This is a genomic window from Anaerobutyricum hallii DSM 3353, assembly GCF_000173975.1.
GTDB classification, from domain to species: Bacteria; Bacillota; Clostridia; order Lachnospirales; family Lachnospiraceae; genus Anaerobutyricum; species Anaerobutyricum hallii.
Map to the genome: position 1 here is coordinate 1 of NZ_ACEP01000094.1, position 18,167 is coordinate 18,167.

At 38.5% G+C, this 18,167-nt stretch carries 20 protein-coding genes; 14 read left to right on the top strand and 6 right to left on the bottom strand.

Going from position 1 to position 18,167, the window contains the following annotated elements; genetic code table 11:
• Nucleotides 1-81 precede the first annotated feature (81 nt).
• The 9 genes from EUBHAL_RS09310 to EUBHAL_RS09350 all read left to right on the top strand — a co-directional run bounded on the left by EUBHAL_RS09310 (nt 82) and on the right by EUBHAL_RS09350 (nt 8,140).
• Nucleotides 82-444, top strand: coding sequence for a rhodanese-like domain-containing protein (locus tag EUBHAL_RS09310; protein WP_049940652.1), 363 nt, complete (start codon nt 82-84; stop codon nt 442-444).
• A gap of 214 nt (nt 445-658) precedes the next feature.
• The gene (locus tag EUBHAL_RS09315) at nt 659-1,828 is read left to right on the top strand and encodes a THUMP domain-containing class I SAM-dependent RNA methyltransferase (RefSeq protein WP_044922889.1); all 1,170 of its coding nucleotides are present in this window, start codon (nt 659-661) and stop codon (nt 1,826-1,828) included.
• Nucleotides 1,829-1,952: 124 nt separating this feature from the next.
• Nucleotides 1,953-2,537, top strand: a complete 585-nt coding sequence (locus EUBHAL_RS09320; protein WP_044922866.1) for an XTP/dITP diphosphatase — start codon at nt 1,953-1,955, stop codon at nt 2,535-2,537.
• A 4-nt stretch (nt 2,538-2,541) separates the two neighbouring features.
• Nucleotides 2,542-3,063 carry a metallophosphoesterase family protein gene (locus EUBHAL_RS09325; RefSeq protein ID WP_005348467.1) on the top strand — a complete coding sequence of 174 codons (522 nt, stop codon included), beginning with the start codon at nt 2,542-2,544 and terminating at the stop codon, nt 3,061-3,063.
• A 115-nt stretch (nt 3,064-3,178) separates the two neighbouring features.
• A complete protein-coding gene (rlmD, locus tag EUBHAL_RS09330; protein WP_044922895.1) occupies nt 3,179-4,807 on the top strand; it encodes a 23S rRNA (uracil(1939)-C(5))-methyltransferase RlmD in 1,629 nt (542 codons plus the stop codon).
• A gap of 31 nt (nt 4,808-4,838) precedes the next feature.
• Entirely contained in the window at nt 4,839-5,210 is a 372-nt protein-coding gene (locus EUBHAL_RS09335; protein ID WP_005348469.1) for a TnpV protein, read from the top strand.
• Between the two features lie 182 nt (nt 5,211-5,392).
• Nucleotides 5,393-6,712 (top strand): AAA family ATPase, encoded by a 1,320-nt coding sequence (locus tag EUBHAL_RS09340; RefSeq protein ID WP_005348470.1) that lies wholly within the window; start codon nt 5,393-5,395, stop codon nt 6,710-6,712.
• Nucleotides 6,713-6,988: 276 nt separating this feature from the next.
• Nucleotides 6,989-7,915, top strand: coding sequence for a hypothetical protein (locus EUBHAL_RS09345; protein WP_044922872.1), 927 nt, complete (start codon nt 6,989-6,991; stop codon nt 7,913-7,915).
• Entirely contained in the window at nt 7,916-8,140 is a 225-nt protein-coding gene (locus EUBHAL_RS09350; RefSeq protein WP_005348480.1) for a DUF2188 domain-containing protein, read from the top strand.
• A gap of 92 nt (nt 8,141-8,232) precedes the next feature.
• On the opposite strand, the gene mobQ is transcribed toward EUBHAL_RS09350, so the two are convergent.
• From mobQ to EUBHAL_RS09380, 6 genes are all read right to left on the bottom strand, one after another.
• Nucleotides 8,233-9,942: a MobQ family relaxase gene (mobQ, locus tag EUBHAL_RS09355; RefSeq protein ID WP_005348484.1), complete on the bottom strand. Its 1,710-nt coding sequence runs from the start codon at nt 9,940-9,942 to the stop codon at nt 8,233-8,235.
• Between the two features lie 136 nt (nt 9,943-10,078).
• Nucleotides 10,079-10,300: a DUF3847 domain-containing protein gene (locus EUBHAL_RS09360; protein WP_005348485.1), complete on the bottom strand. Its 222-nt coding sequence runs from the start codon at nt 10,298-10,300 to the stop codon at nt 10,079-10,081.
• Between the two features lie 170 nt (nt 10,301-10,470).
• Entirely contained in the window at nt 10,471-11,328 is an 858-nt protein-coding gene (locus EUBHAL_RS09365) for an ATP-binding protein (RefSeq protein ID WP_005348486.1), read from the bottom strand.
• The gene (locus EUBHAL_RS09370; protein ID WP_005348487.1) at nt 11,325-12,041 is read right to left on the bottom strand and encodes a replication initiator protein A; all 717 of its coding nucleotides are present in this window, start codon (nt 12,039-12,041) and stop codon (nt 11,325-11,327) included. Before EUBHAL_RS09370 ends, EUBHAL_RS09365 begins: the two co-directional genes overlap by 4 nt.
• Before the next feature lie 24 nt (nt 12,042-12,065).
• Nucleotides 12,066-12,449, bottom strand: a complete 384-nt coding sequence (locus EUBHAL_RS09375) for a hypothetical protein (protein WP_005348488.1) — start codon at nt 12,447-12,449, stop codon at nt 12,066-12,068.
• Nucleotides 12,450-12,452: 3 nt separating this feature from the next.
• Nucleotides 12,453-13,370: a ParM/StbA family protein gene (locus EUBHAL_RS09380; protein WP_044922875.1), complete on the bottom strand. Its 918-nt coding sequence runs from the start codon at nt 13,368-13,370 to the stop codon at nt 12,453-12,455.
• A gap of 220 nt (nt 13,371-13,590) precedes the next feature.
• On the opposite strand from EUBHAL_RS09380, the gene EUBHAL_RS09385 reads away from it, so the two are divergent.
• The 5 genes from EUBHAL_RS09385 (at nt 13,591) to EUBHAL_RS09405 (ending at nt 18,147) form a co-directional block, all read left to right on the top strand.
• Nucleotides 13,591-14,265, top strand: a complete 675-nt coding sequence (locus EUBHAL_RS09385; RefSeq protein WP_014080778.1) for a response regulator transcription factor — start codon at nt 13,591-13,593, stop codon at nt 14,263-14,265.
• Nucleotides 14,253-15,431, top strand: coding sequence for a HAMP domain-containing sensor histidine kinase (locus EUBHAL_RS09390; RefSeq protein WP_005348491.1), 1,179 nt, complete (start codon nt 14,253-14,255; stop codon nt 15,429-15,431). The genes EUBHAL_RS09385 and EUBHAL_RS09390 overlap by 13 nt, the downstream gene beginning before the upstream one ends.
• Nucleotides 15,432-15,547: 116 nt before the next feature.
• Complete coding sequence (locus EUBHAL_RS09395) at nt 15,548-16,618, top strand: ABC transporter permease subunit (protein WP_044922878.1); 1,071 nt, start codon at nt 15,548-15,550, stop codon at nt 16,616-16,618.
• A complete protein-coding gene (locus tag EUBHAL_RS09400) occupies nt 16,615-17,271 on the top strand; it encodes a hypothetical protein (protein ID WP_008705633.1) in 657 nt (218 codons plus the stop codon). Before EUBHAL_RS09395 ends, EUBHAL_RS09400 begins: the two co-directional genes overlap by 4 nt.
• A 3-nt stretch (nt 17,272-17,274) precedes the next feature.
• Complete coding sequence (locus tag EUBHAL_RS09405; protein ID WP_005348496.1) at nt 17,275-18,147, top strand: ATP-binding cassette domain-containing protein; 873 nt, start codon at nt 17,275-17,277, stop codon at nt 18,145-18,147.
• Nucleotides 18,148-18,167: the final 20 nt, after the last annotated feature.

Genomic DNA, 18,167 nt, shown 5'->3' on the forward strand with positions numbered 1-18,167 from the left:
CTCTTGCATTGGGCGTCTCTTTGCCACACTTTTAGGGAAAACCAACATATTCTGATACAAAGGAAGGAAGAGGTTTCAATCATGTTTGATTTAATTTCGATATCGGAAGCGATAAAAAGAAGCTACGATTCAGAAGGTCTGCTCGTTGATGTGCGTTCAGAGGAAGTATTTAAAAAAGGGCATCTCCCAATGGCAGTCAATCTCCCATTTGAAGAAATTATGAATGAAAAGTTCGATATAGAGGCAATAGAGAAAGATTTTAATATAGAAAAAGAACAGCCAGTTTTTTTATATTGTGATACAGGTTCCACAAGTATGCTGGCGGCGAAGAAGCTTGATTCTGTGGGAATTCACGCATACAGTGTGGTTGGCGGCATTATGTTTTATAAAGGATACTTAGAAAAGGAGAAGAACGATTTGTGGACGATGGTGCGTACTTCTTGACATAGCAACATTTCCTAAGTACAATTATAATTATTGAGAAATATGTAGATTATGAAAAAATAGGATGAAGTACATGTGTATCGTGGTATTTTAAGTAGTAATTTATATAGAAAAATGAGGTTAGGCAGATGAAGTAATATTATAAATATTGCTTTAGATATAGAAACGTGTCTTTGTATAAAAACAGAAGAAAGATGCAATGAATGGAGGTAAGATGAGCAACAAATATGAGTTTATTGCGCCGTGTCACTTTGGACTTGAGGCAGTGTGTAAAAGAGAGATAGCAGATTTGGGATATGAGATTGTGAAGGTAGAAGATGGAAAGGTAACTTTTGCCGGAGACATGGATGCTTTGGTAAGAGCAAACATTTTCTTAAGAACAACGCAGAGAATCCTTTTAAAAGTGGCAGAGTTTAAGGCACTAACTTTTGAGGAACTGTTCCAGAATGTGAAAAAGGTTCCGTGGGAAGAGTATTTCCCATCCGATGCGAGATTCTGGGTGACAAAGGCAACTTCTGTAAAGAGTAAGCTTTTCAGCCCTTCTGATATTCAGTCCATTGTAAAAAAGGCGATGGTAGAGCGGATGAAAGAGCACTACCATATTAACTGGTTTGAGGAGGATGGTGCCGATTATCCGGTTCGAGTTATTATTTATAAGGATATTGTGACAATTGGTCTTGATACTTCTGGTGAGAGCCTTCATAAGAGAGGATACCGCCGCATGGTCAGCAAAGCACCGATTGAGGAGACATTGGCGGCTGCACTTATCAAGCTCACTCCGTGGAATAAGAGCCGTATCCTTGTTGATCCGTTTTGTGGAAGTGGAACATTTCCTATTGAAGCGGCAATGATGGGAGCGAATATCGCACCGGGAATGCACCGCGAATTCCAAGCGCAGAATTGGGACAATATCGTGTCTCCAAAGCTTTTTTCCAGAGGATTTGAGGAGGCAGAATCTTTAGTAGATACGAGCGTGGAGATGGATATTCAAGGATATGATATTGATCCGCAGATTGTAAAAGCAGCAAGAGAAAATGCGAAAAGAGCAGGCGTGGACGGACTCATTCATTTCCAGCAGCGTCCGGTTCATCATTTAAGCCATCCAAAGAAGTACGGCTTTGTAATCACGAACCCTCCTTACGGCGAGCGTTTAGAGGAAAAAGAAGATTTACCAGCACTTTACCGTGATATGGGAAAAGCTTTCGCAGGACTTGACGGCTGGTCTGAGTATGTCATCACTGCTTATGAAGATGCAGAGCGTTACATCGGAAAGAAAGCGGCGAAGAACCGAAAGATTTATAACGGAATGATGAAGACATATTTCTACATGTTTCCAGGACCAAAACCACCGAGAAGAAAGAAATTGGTACAGCCGGAAGAATAATCTGTATGAGTATTTTTTCAAGTGTACTTTAATGCGAGAATACTTAGCAGAAAATATTTAATATGAAGATATCGAAAATGTTAGAAGTGATATAAAAAGCACAAGTTTTTTGGGAGGCAGCATTTTGAAAAAGAAACTGATATTTGCCACAGGAAATAAAGGAAAAATGAAGGAAATCCGGGAAATTCTCGGAGATTTAGATTACGAGATTCTTTCCATGAAAGAAGCCGGAGTAGATGTTGACATCGTGGAAGATGGAACAACATTTGAAGAAAATGCAATCATCAAGGCAAAAACTGTAATGGAAGCAACAGGCAGTCTCGTATTAGCAGATGATTCCGGTTTAGAAGTAGATTATCTGAATAAAGAGCCAGGAGTATATTCAGCCCGCTATATGGGAGAGAATACATCTTATCGCATTAAAAATCAGATTATTTTAGACAGACTGCATGGCGTCCCTGATATCGTAAGAAGTGCTCGTTTCGTCTGCGTGATCGCAGCGGCATTTCCAGATGGACGAGTAGAGACACGCCGGGCAACGATTGAGGGAAGAATCGCACAGGAACCAGCCGGAGAAAATGGTTTCGGTTACGACCCTATTTTCTATCTTCCAGAGAAAGGAAAGACAACGGCTCAGCTTTCAGCAGAAGAAAAGAACGAAATCAGTCATCGTGGAAAGGCATTGCGCCAGATAAAGGAGATTTTATAAATAGATGAGTGAAAAGAAAATGAGAATTTTGGTAATCAGTGATTCGCATGGACGTAATGACGATGTGGCAGGAGTAATCGAGCAGGTTGGACCAATCGATATGCTCATCCATTGTGGAGATGTAGAGCGAGGAGACGATTATATCCGTTCATTGGTAGATTGTCCGGTACATATGGTTTCCGGAAACAACGACTATAATCTTGATCTTCCTGCACAAGACATTTTTAATATTGGCGATTATAAAGTGCTGGTTGTCCACGGACATACTTTTTGTGTGTACCGTGGTGTAGAGAGATTAAAACAGTATGCACTTCAGAATCATATAGATATCGTTATGTTTGGGCATACCCATAAACCATATATCGAAATCGATGAAGATGTAACAATATTAAATCCGGGAAGCGTTTCTTACCCAAGACAACCTGATCATATGCCAACATTTCTCATTATGGAAATCGATGATGAAGGCGAGGCACATTACGGACACGGATATTATAAATCCAAATTTACCGAACTGAAAATTTAAAAAATAATATAAATGTACTCGTGCAAGAAAGCCGGGGCGTTCTTGAATATAATGGAAAAGGATGTACATTGCAGCATCCTTTCCATTTTTTGTGTATATAGAAAGGAATTATTTTATGAAAAAAGGAGATATTTTTGAGGGGAAAGTCATCCGAATCGAATTCCCTAATAAAGGAATTATAGATATTGAGGGGCAGAAAGTAATCGTAAAAAATGCGTTAGAAGGTCAGATAGTACGCTTCTCCATTAATAAAAAGAAACGAGATAAAATCGAAGGAAGACTTCTTGAAGTCATCGAGCCATCCCCGATAGAGCAGCCAGCAGCCTGCAAACATTTTGGAATTTGCGGTGGCTGTCGTTACCAGAATCTTTCTTACGAACAGCAGCTTGACTTAAAGAAACGTCAGGTAGAAGAACTGATCGAAAAGAACGGTCTTTCTTTTGATATCGAAAATATCTATGGAAGCCCGATTACAGAAGGCTACCGAAACAAGATGGAATTCACATTTGGTGACGAAGAAAAAGATGGCCCGCTTGCACTCGGAATGCATAAGAAAAACAGCTTCTATGATATCGTAACATTAGACGATTGCCGCATCGTAGACCCTGATTTCAACGTACTTCTTCAGGCAATCTTAAAATACTTCAAAGAAAAAGGCGAAACCTACTTCCACAAAATCCGCCACGAAGGATTTCTTCGTCATCTTGTAATGCGCCGTTCCGTAAAAACAGGCGATATTTTAATCAATCTTGTCACTACGACACAGAGCAGACTGGATGAATCTGAATTTGTCAATATGATTCTCTCCCAGAAAATTGATGGAAAAGTAGTCGGCATTCTGCACACATTAAACGACAACCTTGCAGATGTTGTACAGAGTGACGAGACAAAAACACTCTACGGACAGGACTATTTCTATGAATACCTTTACAATATGCGTTTCAAAATCTCCCCGTTTTCCTTCTTCCAGACAAACACATTAGGAGCAGAAGTCCTCTACGATAAAGTAAGGGAATACGTCGGCGAAACAAAAGACAAACTCATCTATGACCTCTACACCGGAACCGGAACCATTGCCCAGATGCTCGCCTCGGTAGCCAGCAAAGTAGTCGGAGTCGAAATCGTCGAAGAAGCCGTTGAAGCCGCTAAGAAAAACGCAGTGGACAATCACTTAGATAATTGTGAATTTATCGCTGGTGATGTCCTCAAGGTTGTGGATAACTTAACTAAGAAACCAGATATCCTTGTACTTGACCCTCCTCGTGATGGTATTCATCCGAAGGCTTTGACGAAGATTATTAACTTTAATGTTGATGAAATGGTGTATGTAAGCTGTAAGCCTACTAGCCTTATGCGTGATTTGCTTGTGTTTAGGGAAGCAGGGTATGAGGTGAAGAGAGCTTGTTTGGTGGATATGTTTCCTGGAACGGTGCATGTGGAGACGGTTGTTCTTTTGTCCCAACAAAAACCAGATGACACGATAGAGATCGACTTAGACCTGGACGAGCTGGATGCCACCAGTGCCGAGTTGAAAGCAACCTATCAGGAAATCAAAGATTATGTGCTGAAAGAATTTGGCTTGAAGGTTTCAAGTTTATATATTTCTCAGGTAAAACGCAAATGTGGAATTGAAGTGGGAGAAAACTATAATCTTTCAAAATCAGAAAATGCAAGAGTTCCGCAATGCCCGAAAGAGAAAGAAGATGCTATCAAGGCTGCCCTGAAATATTATGCGATGATCTAAGGACATCGCTGATTTCAAGGAGGAATAACACATGAAAAGCACATTTGAAAAAATGGGTGGAACCTACACACTTGGCGCAGACGGAATTTACTATCCGAATCTTGTCAGTACAGATGAAGAACCGCATTATGGGAAATATGGAATGATGCGGAAAACATATCTGAAAGAGCATCGTCCGGCAATGTATTCACTGTATATGCTGGAAGACAGACTGACAGAACATCTGAATACTGTGGACGATGAAGCACAGGAGAGAATGGATATTCTGGTGAGTCAGATGATGGAGAAGCAGGGCATTACGGAAGAATTGAAAGCTCGTGACCAGATGGAATGGGTTAGAGCGGTAAATAATGTCCGGAATTCTGCAGAAGAGATTGTGCGTCATGAAATAATTTATAAATAATAGCTGAGGGACTGTTGGACAGTCCCTTTGTTATTTCTTGGCAGCTAAAATTGGTGACAGGTGTTAATGACATAATTCGCGTTAAATACATATATTTTATTTGATTTTTATTGAAATGAGCTATGGTAAAGCTGAAAATCGTAAAAAAATACGAAAATATAAAATAACTATTGACAGATTGGATGGGGGAAGGTATAATCCAAGATGTAGAAAGGTATGGTGTAATTATGTTTGTTTCATTTTCAGTAGGAAATACAGGTCCATTCAAGGAGATAACTGGAATCACAACCCTTGCGGAGAATTTGAAAAAAGAGTTCTTAGAGGAAAATACATTTGAAGTCTCTGGACAGAACTATAATAAAATTTCATACATTTATGGAGCAAATGGTTCTGGAAAAACAAATTATTTGGCAGCACTTACGAAAATGCAGAAGATGATAATAATGTCTACTGTGTTGGGAGCTAATAATAATAAGCTATTAGAAGTTCCTGCAATTAAGAAAGAACTAGCAGCACCAATCGAAACTTTTAAGTTTGATATTGATTGTAAAAGTAAAGAGACGTATTTTGAGATTCAGGTGATTATCGAGGAAATTTTATACACTTATTCATTTGCAATTCAGGATGGAAAAATTCAAAAAGAGCTTTTGACCAAAAAGAAGAAACGGACAGAAGTACTTATTAAGAGGACTTCTCCAAAATATGAAGACATAGTACTTCGCTCCGGATTGTCTAGTTTCAAGAATATGGTATCTGTTGTTAGAGAAGACGCATTATGCTTGGCAATGGCGGCTATGTTAAACAATCCTTTAGCAAGTATGATTCTGAATGAAATAATGAATTATCGTGTGATAAATATGGCTTCGGTTGGAAATGCACCGGATTTTGATGAAGAAAATACTAATGAGGAAGCAATAGAAAGATATCTCAAGTATTTAAAAATAGCTGATCCCACATTGACAAATTTAAAGGTTGATTTGGAATCAAAAATGGATAAACATGTATTGAGTGAAGACGATTTAGAGAACAAAGAGCTGGTCATCAAAAACATACATGTAAGTGTTCAATCACTTCATGCTACTTACAAAGATCATAAACAAGTTGGGGAGATAGAACTTCCATTTTTGAAGTATGAATCAAATGGAACTATTCGAATGCTGAGAGTTTTACCTGCTATTTTTGAGGCATTAGATGCTGGAAGTACGTTATTTATTGATGAAATAGAGAATGGTTTACATCCTAATTTAGTAAAGCTTTTAGCTGGTTTGTTTAATTCTAATGAATCTAATCCGCATCATGCACAGTTAATATGTACAACACATGACACACTGCTACTCGATGGAGTACGGAGAGATCAGGTATGGTTTACAGATAAGAACCAGTATGGAGAAACAAGCATGTGCAGATTAAGCGATTATCCAAATGTGAGAAGCAATGATAATATTGCTGCGAAATACTTACAAGGAGTATTTGGAGCGATTCCCAATACTCAGAATTTGTAATAAAAAAAGAACCAAAGCGCCAACTTTGGTTCAGGTGGTAGATATCTACCAAATGTAGTAACCATGGGCGAAATGACCATGGCGCAATATAAAATAATCCAAACCAATAATACCATGGTTACTACAAACTTTCAATAAAAATTTAATACAGGAGAGATAAAATATATGACGGAATTGTAGTAATATGGTAGCTATTGCGCCATTAAATTTATAAGTACTTTGGTCATTTCTCCTTTTCATATAGATATATTTTTTATATAAAATGGAGGAAATAATTTGATTATTAAAAAGAAAAGAATTAATAGTTTATCATGTTTGAACCATGTTGAAGAGGGAAAGAATCTGATGATGGTACTACGTGATGCAGCGAGATTTAAAGGGATATTAGTGAAACTGGGATTTTCGGAGGATTTAATTGAAGGCGAGAGAGTTTTACCATCCATGTTAAATCCGACGCTGAAGAGAAATGCAGAGCCTTTTTATATTAAGGATAAAACAAAACCGAAAGAACAGTATACACAAACTTTATGGTGGACGCGACATGAGTGGGCAGGCCGTGGAGAGACAAGAGAGGTGACGGATTTTGTTACCATTCCTCGTGAGAGATATGCAAGAATAAAATTCGAGCCATACAGTGTGGAATTGTTCTTGAAATATGATGAACAAGGCCAGTTGATGGTAATGACGGATTTCATTTCATATTGTCATGATAATGAAAAGTTGCTGATAAATACGATTAATATTTTTCTTACTAATTTTGAAGAGTGTGAAATATTAACTGAGAATTTTGAAAATGTGATGCCTACCCGAATTATAAAGCTGAATTGGGAAGTGTTACCAAGTGGAGATTATCCGTGGAAAAGGATGCAAGATGATTTACAAAAAGTATCTGCTAAAAGTAGTAAGACTGCGAAAAAATTGCTAATTGATAAATGTGAGTTTATAAATTCTTTTCAGCCTGATTTTAGAGCATATGGGAAATCTGGATTTCATGGGTATGTGATTTTTGGATTCATGCATAGGAACATATATGTTTTGGAAAGCGTTTATCCGAACAATGCCACATATGTTTTTGGAAAAAATTGGGAAGAACTTTCAAAACTTACTAAAGCCGAAATTTTAAAAGAGAATTTGCAAGATGTACGAATAATTCATAATAATAATTGGCAACAAGAAATACGTGATTTGTTGGAGGTAGCATAAATGGGAAAAAATCAACATGTAACGCCACATAAAGAAGGTGGCTGGCAAGTTAAGGGTGAGAACAATACAAGAGCAACAGTTAGAACTGATACACAGGCTAAAGCTATACAGAGAGCACGAGAAATAGCTAGGAACCAAGAATCTGAACTGTTTATTCATGGAAAAAATGGGAGAATTAGAGAAAGAGATTCATATGGAAATGATCCGTTTCCGCCGAGAGGATAAACTATAATAAGTAAACAAAGAGCTGAACAGATAGGACGAAAACTCCTATTTGTTCAGCTCTTGTGTTTATAAGAGGTCAAAGAAGAAACAAATTATAATTCCATATCATGTGACCTTTTCTTAGATCGAATAGGCTGATTTCGTCGCATCTCCTGTTTCCTCTGATATTCAAGTTCCCATGCACGATGAGAGAAAACATCAGGATCCTCCACATTGAGATAATCCACCTCATCGGCTGCAATATCACGGCGGTGATAGTCATAATACTTACCGAAAGTACCTTTGAGCTGTTCGATCAGCTTATCCCGAAAATCAGGACGTATCTGGATTCTGGTGTCCAGCAATTCTGTATACTGTTCAGGTTCAGGACGAAATTTTTCTTCTCGGAAAGCGGCAGCATCTTTTTCAAGCTGTTTTTTGAGCGAGATGCCCTGAGAATCTAGGATATCAAGATTGTTCTTCATCTGGTCGTATTTCTTGGATAGATTCGTCATATCTTTATCTGTAGAGCATTCTGCCTGGAAGATTAGCTGCTCTTTCCTTGATTTCAGTTCTTCGATTTCTTCGGTAATAGTGGTAAGCTGCTGATTTAATTTTATATGCTGGATGGGATTCAAAATACTGGTTTTATCCTTTTGCACATTCAGTTCTTTCCGTTCTGTAACTTTAGCTTTGAGTTTCTTTTTAACGGTGTTGTATTTATTCAGTATTGGATTAAAATGATTCATCCAGTCATGGATCACTTTTTTTTGCATCTCATTGTGGAGCAAATGATATTGTGTAAAAATCATGTGATTTCGGATTGCTTCCAATGTTTCTGCAATTATTGGAATAGACTTTTCTACAGCTTCAGCCAGTTTTGCTACTTTTGCTTTTAATTCTCGGAGCATTTTGTTATCCGCACGAATCTGACGGTTGATTTCACAGCGGTCTGCTATCATGCCTTTCTTTTCCATATTCTGGGCAATGTAGCCTTCATGGATAGTTGGCTGTTCGGTGATTCCCTGATCTGCAAAGCTGCGGTGATCAATGGTAGCATTTATCTGATTACGTGCAAGCATTTTATTTACAGCATCTGCCCAGTTTGCCCGCCAGATGCAAAGTTGTTCATCACTGTTCCATTGTTCGGAAATAGGATTCTGTCTGCCATATCGGCTGCTCTTGGGGTGTTTATCAATCCGTTCATATCCTTTTTCCTGTGCGGCAGAGGAAGTCAGATATTCTTTCTTTTTCCCAACTTTATAGCCATATTGCTTTTCCCATCCCTGTTTCTGAGCAGTTTTAAATTCAGAAGCAGTAAATCCTTTTTCTTCTCCATCTTTGATACAGAGATATTCTTTTTCTGTTTTATACTGCCATGTTCCATTTTCATTTAGTGGTCGGACAGTAAGAAGAATGTGTGCATGGGGATTGTGACCATCTGTATCGTGAATGGCAAAATCAGCACACATCCCCATATCTACAAAATTCTTTTTAATAAAATCCTGAAGAAGAGAAATATTGCTGTCTTTATCCAACTCAACAGGGAGTGCGACAACAAATTCTCTTGCCAGTCGGCTGTCTTTGGTCTTTTCGGTTTCTTCCACAGCGTTCCAGAGTTGTTCCCGGTCAATCCATTTGGATGGAGCAATTGGAGGAAGCATCACTTCCTGATAGATCAGCCCATGCTTTCTGGTATAGTCATGCTGGATACCATCATAATCATTGTACATCCGGCTGCAGCTCATATAAGCAGAAGCTGCGACAGCGGAACGTCCGGAACCACGGCTGACAACTTTGGCTTGCATATGATAAATTGCCATATCTGGCACCTCCTTTCGATGTTGCCTGCAACAGCGGAAAAGCCCTCGGCAGAGCGCACGAGCCCCGTAGGGGATACCACCGCCCGATTTATCGGGTGGTGAGTAAGTGCGCCCTTCGGGAGTAGAACTTGTGCGTTTACATTCCTCGTAGCCGGATTATCAGCTCCCGTTTCAGGGAATCCAAATCCATTTCTTTAATATGGGGAACAATACTTTCCAAAATGGCTCCTTCCTGGACTAATCGGTGTGTTCTGGCATCACGTTCTTTTTTGCGATTTCTTGCTTCGGCTTCTTCTTGGCGGTGTCTTGCCTGTAAAAGTGCTTTTTCTTCTGGTGTCATGATTTTTTTATCTGCCATATCTGGCACCTCCTTTTTATGCCCGTATCCGGGCAGTATTGGTTTTAAAATCTTATGGTTTGGTACTATAGTTTCGGATAACTGACAGTGGCATGTTTCTGGTGATAAATAAGGAAAGAAAGTAGTACCACTGTCAGTGAAGAATAATTATCGTGTTATGCTTCTTTGCTTCAGTTCTTGTTCGGAGCATGATTGTTTAACAGAATTCTTTTTGCCTGTTTTAAATTAGCTGTTGCATTGTCCTGACGAATATTCCGGTTATTGATACGGACAGGAATACATCTCTCCAGAATACGGTCATAAATTCGTTTGTGTGCGATATCAGCGGCGTTATTCAGCTCTGATAAAGTGAGATTGGTCGTTATGATCAGGGGCTTTTTACTGCGGTAACGACTGTCGATCACATTGAATACCTGTTCCAGTGCAAAGTCAGAGTTCCGCTCAATTCCGAGATCATCAATAATCAGAAGACTGTAGCGGTTTAAGCTGTTGATGAACTGGTTTCTGTCTTCAAAATGCATTCCGGTAAGGGTATTTAGAATTCGGGAAAAGTTGGTCATCAGTACAGGAACGCCTTTTTCCAGAAGGGCATTGGCAATGCAGCCTGCAAAAAAAGATTTTCCAGTACCGACATCACCCCAGATGAGAAGTCCGGAAGCATTTGCTCTCATCTCTTCCCAGTTGCTTACATAATTGTGTGCCAGTTTTATTTCCGGATTGATGCCGTTATCCCTGGCAAAAGTGTAGTCATAGAGTGCTTTGTCCTGTAAGCCGCTGGTTTTAAGATGCTCTATTTCCATTTGTTTTTCATGAAGTTTTCTCTGGGCTTCTTCCTGCTCAAAGATTTCCTGCTGGCATTTACAGCGGATGGAAGGAATAAGAACCTTTCCCTGTAATTCATGCCTGCATTGCCTTGGCGTATTGCATTTGGAACAGTAGATCAGGTGGTCTGTTTCGTTAAAATATTCATCAGACTGAAGCTCTCTGTTTGGGGTTATAGCTGTTGGTTTTTCTATAAATTTTGTCATAATGTTTCGTATTCCTCACTTTCGTAATTTCGTTGTCGGGAAGCAGGATGATCCTGTCTTGCCCAACTGATGATGGTAGCTGCGTGGTTCTGATATTGCTTTCCGGTAGAAGCCATATAACCGGATAAGCGTTCAATATAATCCTTCCAGTCAGGGATTGTCTGCCGGATATCTTCAAGCTCTTTTTCTGACAGAAAAACATTTTGAAATTTTCCATAGGGTGAGAGTGGCTCCTTACTCCCTCTTATTGCTAAATTGTTCTTTTTTATCTCTTTCTTATTACCAGACAGTTTTCTGTCTGTATCAGGGAAAGAATCCTGTCTGTCAATAGGACAGTTTTTTGTCTGTCTTAGGGAAAGAAATCTGTCTGTATAGTGGATGGTTTCTTTTGGGAGTTTTACATAAATCCGATTGGGCTGTCCGGGACCCTGCCGTTTTCGGAAGATAAGCTCCTGTTTTTCCAGTACTGCCAGAGCAGTTTTAACCGTCATCTGGCTTTTGTGGAGAACTTCTGCCAGTGCTTCAATCGTAAAGTAAATGAACACATGACCGTCTGTATCTGACCACCCCTCATTTTTCTGGGAAAGCCTTGCCCGGTCGAGCAGGATAATATAAAGCATTTTGGCAGTTTCGTTTATTTCCATGTCCAGAAGGAAACGGGGAAACATCATATAAGATGGCAGGTTGGTGTCTGCTGTCAGAAAGTCAGTCATGTGCTCACCTCCAATCAAAAGGGTTTATTCCCCAAGAAAATCCCAGTCTACATCACTATCTGGCTGTGAATTTTCAGGTGCTGGAAAGGATGCCCTGATTTGGGGCTCCCTTTGCGCCATGCCTGCAGTCAGTCCGGAAAGAAAAAGTGGCAATGCCTGTTTCAGACTGTTTTCCACTGCATCTACAATCTGTTTCACAAAAAGTTCTTCCCGTTCTCTTGTTTCCAGATAAGGATCAGCCTGTGTGCGGTAGTAGCGGTCAAAATAATCTACCAGTGCAAGAGAGATTACCTGACTGTAAGATTTAAAATCCTGCCTGTCCATCGTCTGTAAATATTCCCAGGCTCTCCGTTGCTGTTCTTTGTCCAGATTAAAGCGCAGGTTTGTGTTGCGGATATTGTTCTGCATGGTTTATCCCCTCCTTTTCAGGCTCATATAAGCCAGAGATTCGTAACCTTTGGCGGTGGCGCAGATGTCATCAATGATGGTGACTCGTAATTTGTCATACGTTCCGAAGTTACGGATCAGACATCCACCGCCGCCAACTACATACAGGCGCATTAGGTCAGGATTGTATTCATATTTGCGGAGTGTGGAAAAAAGTTCTGCCACATACTGTCTGGCAATAGAACTGATACAATCCATATATGGTGCTGAAATGTCAGCTGTTCCAAACCGCAGAATCTGTTCTACTGTAGATTCTTCAATCTTCACTCCAAATTTGTCCAGAACAGCGTTCTTTGCAGCAATCATGCATTGGTTTACACCAAGTTTTTCTGTCCAGCATCGGCTTTCTTGTGCTTTCTTATTGTTGATATACAGAATGTTCATGGTTCCGTTTCCGATATCTGCAAGGAGATTAGTTCCCTTGAAATTTCCAAGGTGGTTTACAATAGCCGGATATCCCTGTGGGTAAAGGTTACATCCCACAAAGCGGAGATGATATTCTTTGCCGTTGAAACGGTAATGGACTTCTGGATTCTGGAGCAGATAGGAACGAAAAGCTTCTCTTTGATTTCTGATCCATGTCAGAGGAAGTCCGGCAGCCAGATGAACATCTGCTTCACGGATGGAAAAGACATTCAGTTCCCTTGCAATAGCCATTAGCGTCAGAAGATAATATTCTTCGTCCATAGCTTTATCCGGGATAAATTCTTTGTGTCCTTCGCCGATCCGGTAGTAAATGCCGTTGTATTCCAGAATATTCCCGGTGAAGATTGGTTCAGTTTCATAGGCTTTGATGCCGGTTGGGGTGACGGTGTTTGCTGTTTTCATATTGCCGTAGCCATGATCTACAGCAATGATTTTGGTGTTTCTGAGTTCTCGCATAAAAAATACCTCCGTTTTCGTATTGATTGATTCAGCAGGTCGTACCGGTGTGGTACTGCTCTGCTGTGGGATAAGCATACGAAAATCGGAGGAAAAAGGCATTGAGGGGAAATTGAGCAGGAATTGAGAAAAAAGATATATTGTGCTTACGTTCTTCATGTACTCTTGTTGTGATTTCATTGTTTTTTATCGTATAATATGGATACTGGAGGTGGTTTGGATGAAATACAAGATTTTAGTTGTCGATGATGATAAAGAATTGGTGAAAATGCTTTGTAGTTATTTTAATATGAAACAATATGAAACCATTACGGCTACAGATGGAATGGAAGCATTAAATAAAATAAAAATGAAACCGGATATTATTTTGTTGGATATCAATATGCCACGCATGGATGGGATTGAAGTATGTCGTCTGATACGCAGTAAAGTGTTATGTCCAATTTTATTTCTGACAGCAAGAGTTGACGAAGATGATAAAATTAATGGGTTGCTTTCAGGTGGGGATGATTATATTACGAAACCATTTAGTCTTCGGGAGTTGGAAGCAAGGATTGTCACAAACATAAAGAGAGAAGAAAGGCATCAACAAAAAACGGAATACCGTTTCATGGATGAAATGCTGATTGATTATTCTGAAAAAATAGTAGCTATAGCTGGACACAGGATGGAGTTCACAAAAATTGAATATCAGATTATTGAATTCTTATCCATGCATCCAGGGCAGGTGTTTGATAAAGAACGTATATATGCACAAGTCTGTGGATATGATGCGGAAGGGGACAGTAGAACGATAACGGAATTAGTACGGCGTATAAGGAAAAAAATAGCGGATTATTCAGAAAAAGAATACATAGAAACTGTCTGGGGGATTGGATACCGATGGAAAAAATAAGAAACTTGTCACTGAAAAAAACAATTCTGCTTTATTTTGTGATCAGCTTAACGGCAGCATTTCTGTTATCTGGATTTACAGTTCATTTTGCAGGAAATATGCAGAATAAAATATGGGAAAAATATATTGATTATGCAGATTATACGGACGTGTTTCAGCAATATGGAAAGAAATACGAGATTGAGATATCAAGACCTAATCAATCGCAGATGAATCGTTTGGACTATCATCTTTCGGAAATGTGTGACTTTATGGAAACATATTCGGTACTGATTTTTTCGATTGTTGGGAGTGTTGTTGCGGTATTCTTTTTTTATAAAAATAAGTTAAAGACACCTCTACAGGAACTAAAAGATGCCTCACAAATGATTGCAGATAATGAACTGGATTTTCATGTGTCCTATGAAAATAAAGATGAGATGGGAACTTTGTGTAAAGAATTTGAAATGATGCGAAGTGATTTAGCAGATAACAACAGAAAGATGTGGCGAATGATTGATGACGAGAAGGCTTTGCGGAATGCAATTGCACATGATATACGTTCTCCACTTTCCATATTGCGTGGGTATCAGGAAATGCTCTTAGAGTTTGTTTCTGCCGAGAGTATAAAAACAGAGGATGTTATTGATATCTTACAAACAGGCATGTATCAGATTGACCGTATAGAGCATTTCACGGAAAACATGAGAAAAATGTCCCATTTAGAACAGAGGGAACTGCAATGCTCAGAGATAGAGTTATCGGAACTGGCAAAAAAGATTGAGGCAGAAGCTGCCATGCTGTCCAAGAAGGAAAGTAAATTATGTAAGGTAGAAAGAGTGCAGGAACAAAACATTGTGAAAGTGGATGAGGAACTTGTCATGGAAGTGACAGACAACTTACTGGAAAATGCGGTTCGATATGCACAAAAAAGTATTGCTTTGCAGATAAAGAAAAAGGATGGTTTTCTTATAATTTCTGTTGAAGATGATGGAATAGGATTTGTGGATACTGAGGAAAAAGTAACAGAGCCATTTTATCATAAGAATCCACAAGATGATTTAAAGCATTTTGGCCTTGGTATGTATATTTCTCGTATTTTCTGTGAAAAGCATGGAGGAAATTTGAAAATATATAATGCCAGACAAGGCGGTGCTCATGTAGAAGCTCTTTTCAAAGCTGAATAAAAATACTTTATAAGGCTGAAATCGCAAATAAAGTGGTTTTAGTCTTTTTTGTTGTGAATTTATTGAGAATTGATTTGTATGATGTTGTTAAAGAAATAAAGAAAGGAAGAGATACAATGAAAACAATCATAAAAAGAAGTATACTTGATTATTTCAAGAACCCTGTTTTGTGGATTGGCTTGATTATTATAGTTGCCAGTATGTATCAATGTCTGTCATCGTATTTGCAAATTCATTATATCAAACAGAATGAACAGATCACACAAAATGACGTAGCATTGGAAGATGCTGATGTCATGGATGGGTACATTCCCACATCTGATGATAAAGAAAGAAGAAGGGAGTGGGAAGATACGATCAAAGAGACGTTAATGGACACCTCCAAAAATGGTTTTGGATTTAGCAGGCAGGAAGCAGATCATGTAATGAAAGAAATTCAGAATATGGATGTAAAGACTGCTTCTGAGTTTTTGGAATCCCAATATGGCTATTATAATGCAATATATGCTTATGAGGACCTTGAAATTCATAAGGGGACAGCAGAAGAAATCAATCATTATATCGAGCGGAAATTATCCGAACATTCTTTTTCCTGGTACTTTGCCAAAAAATTTACGGATTTTGCAGGATTGCATATGGCCTTTTTTGCAACAGTCTTGCTATCATTTTTATTTATTCAGGATACACGAAAAAGTACCTATGAATTATTACATACAAAGCCTGTTACGGCAGTCCAATATATATGTGGGAAAGTAATAAGTGGATTCATTAGTATGCTGGGAGTATTAGTGATTTTGAATGTTATATTCTTTATGCTGTGTTTGAAAACGTCTTTAGAATCGGGCTTTCCAGTAACACCAATTGATTTTTGCGTGAATTCTCTGATCTATATTATTCCGAATCTTTTGATGATATGTTGTGTCTATACAATTACAGCAGTAATATTTAAAAATCCGCTTCCGGCAGCACCAATCTTGTTTTTACACATTATATATTCAAATATGCTGACCATGAAGAATGATATTTATTATATGAGACCGTTCTCTATTATGGTGCGATTCCCTGGCAGATTTTTTGAAACACATGTAGCCAAAATGTCAAACATAAATCAGATTATTCTTGTAATTTCATCAGTTATATTAGTATGTATTTCTGTTACAATCTGGAAAAGGAGGAGGGTTCATTGAAAACGGAACTAAAAAACTGCCTGTCGTTATATAAGATTTTTTATTCATGTGCATTTATACTGATATTGTGTGCTATTCATCCGATTATATACTATGAAGAAATCGGTTCAGCGATTCAGTCGCCAATAGCATTTTTAACAATTATTTTTTGTAGTGACACATATTTGATGGAAGTAAAAAGTAAGCGTGCCGATGTATTTCATTTGTATGATCAAAAAAAGCAGTTAAAAGTAATATCGCAGAGAGTGGGCGTTCAAATATTATATTTATTAATACTTTCCTGTGTTGGATATGTTTTGTTTTTCTGGCAAAAACCGGGCAGTGTAAACGAAGGCATTTCGGGTATTCAGATATTTCTTTTATATTTCATTGCAATGTTTGGAACTATCTGGCTTTGGAGTATATGCTCTGTGATTTTGTGTACATTGCTTCGAAATATGTGGGCAGGTATTGGATGTTTATTTGGAATTGTCATTGGACTTATATCAAAAGCGGGAAGTTCATTTTTCGGAAATCTGGGATTGTTTTCTTTCAGCTTTTGTGAACCTACTCAATTAATGTCCGAGAGTTGGATTTATGGAACGCTTGTGTCTTTTATAGCGGGGCTGTTTTTATTTGCAGTATTACCAATGACTTTAAAGAAAAGAGGATAGATTATGAGTATTAGAATAAATGATTTAACAGTTAGATTTAAAAATGGTGTAGTTGCAGTAAATAAGGCATCTCTTGAAATACCTAAGGGAATTTACGGACTTTTGGGTGAGAATGGTGCCGGAAAAACCACTTTGATGAGGGTTCTTACAACTGTTTTAAAACAAACGGAAGGAATGGTTTCCCTTGATGGAATTCTGTATAACGAGGGAAATTATGAGAAAATACAGAAAAAGATTGGTTATCTTCCACAGGAAATCGACTTATATCCGAATCTTACGGTGAAAGAATGTCTTGTATATATGGGGGGACTGTCAGGAGTAGCCAGAAATGACCTCGAACAAAGAATTACCTATTATCTGGAAAAGACTTCTCTTACAGAGCATCAGAATAAAAAAATGCGGCAATTATCTGGTGGTATGAAGAGACGTGTCGGACTCATACAGGCACTTCTTAATAATCCGGATTTTTTGATTATTGATGAACCTACCACCGGGTTAGATCCGGAAGAAAGAATCAGGATCCGCAATCTTTTGGTTGATTTTTCAAAGGATAGAACTGTGCTGTTTTCCACTCATGTAGTAGAAGATTTAGCAGCAACCTGTACACAGCTTGCCATTATGAAAAAGGGAAGTTTTTTATATTCTGGAAGCGTGAGTGGGTTGCTGGAAAATGCAAAGGGCTGTGTTTGGAATTGTACGGTACAAAATGCAGAAGAAGCCCGTTTGTTAGAAGCCAATTATTCTATATCATCTAAGCAGTATGTAGAAAATGGAATTCATATGAAAGTATTAAGCAAAGGAAAGCCAAATGAGAATTGTGTCCTGGATAATGATATCACTTTGGAAGATGCATATATTTATTTGACGAATAGTTGAATATAACGGCGGGCAAGTTG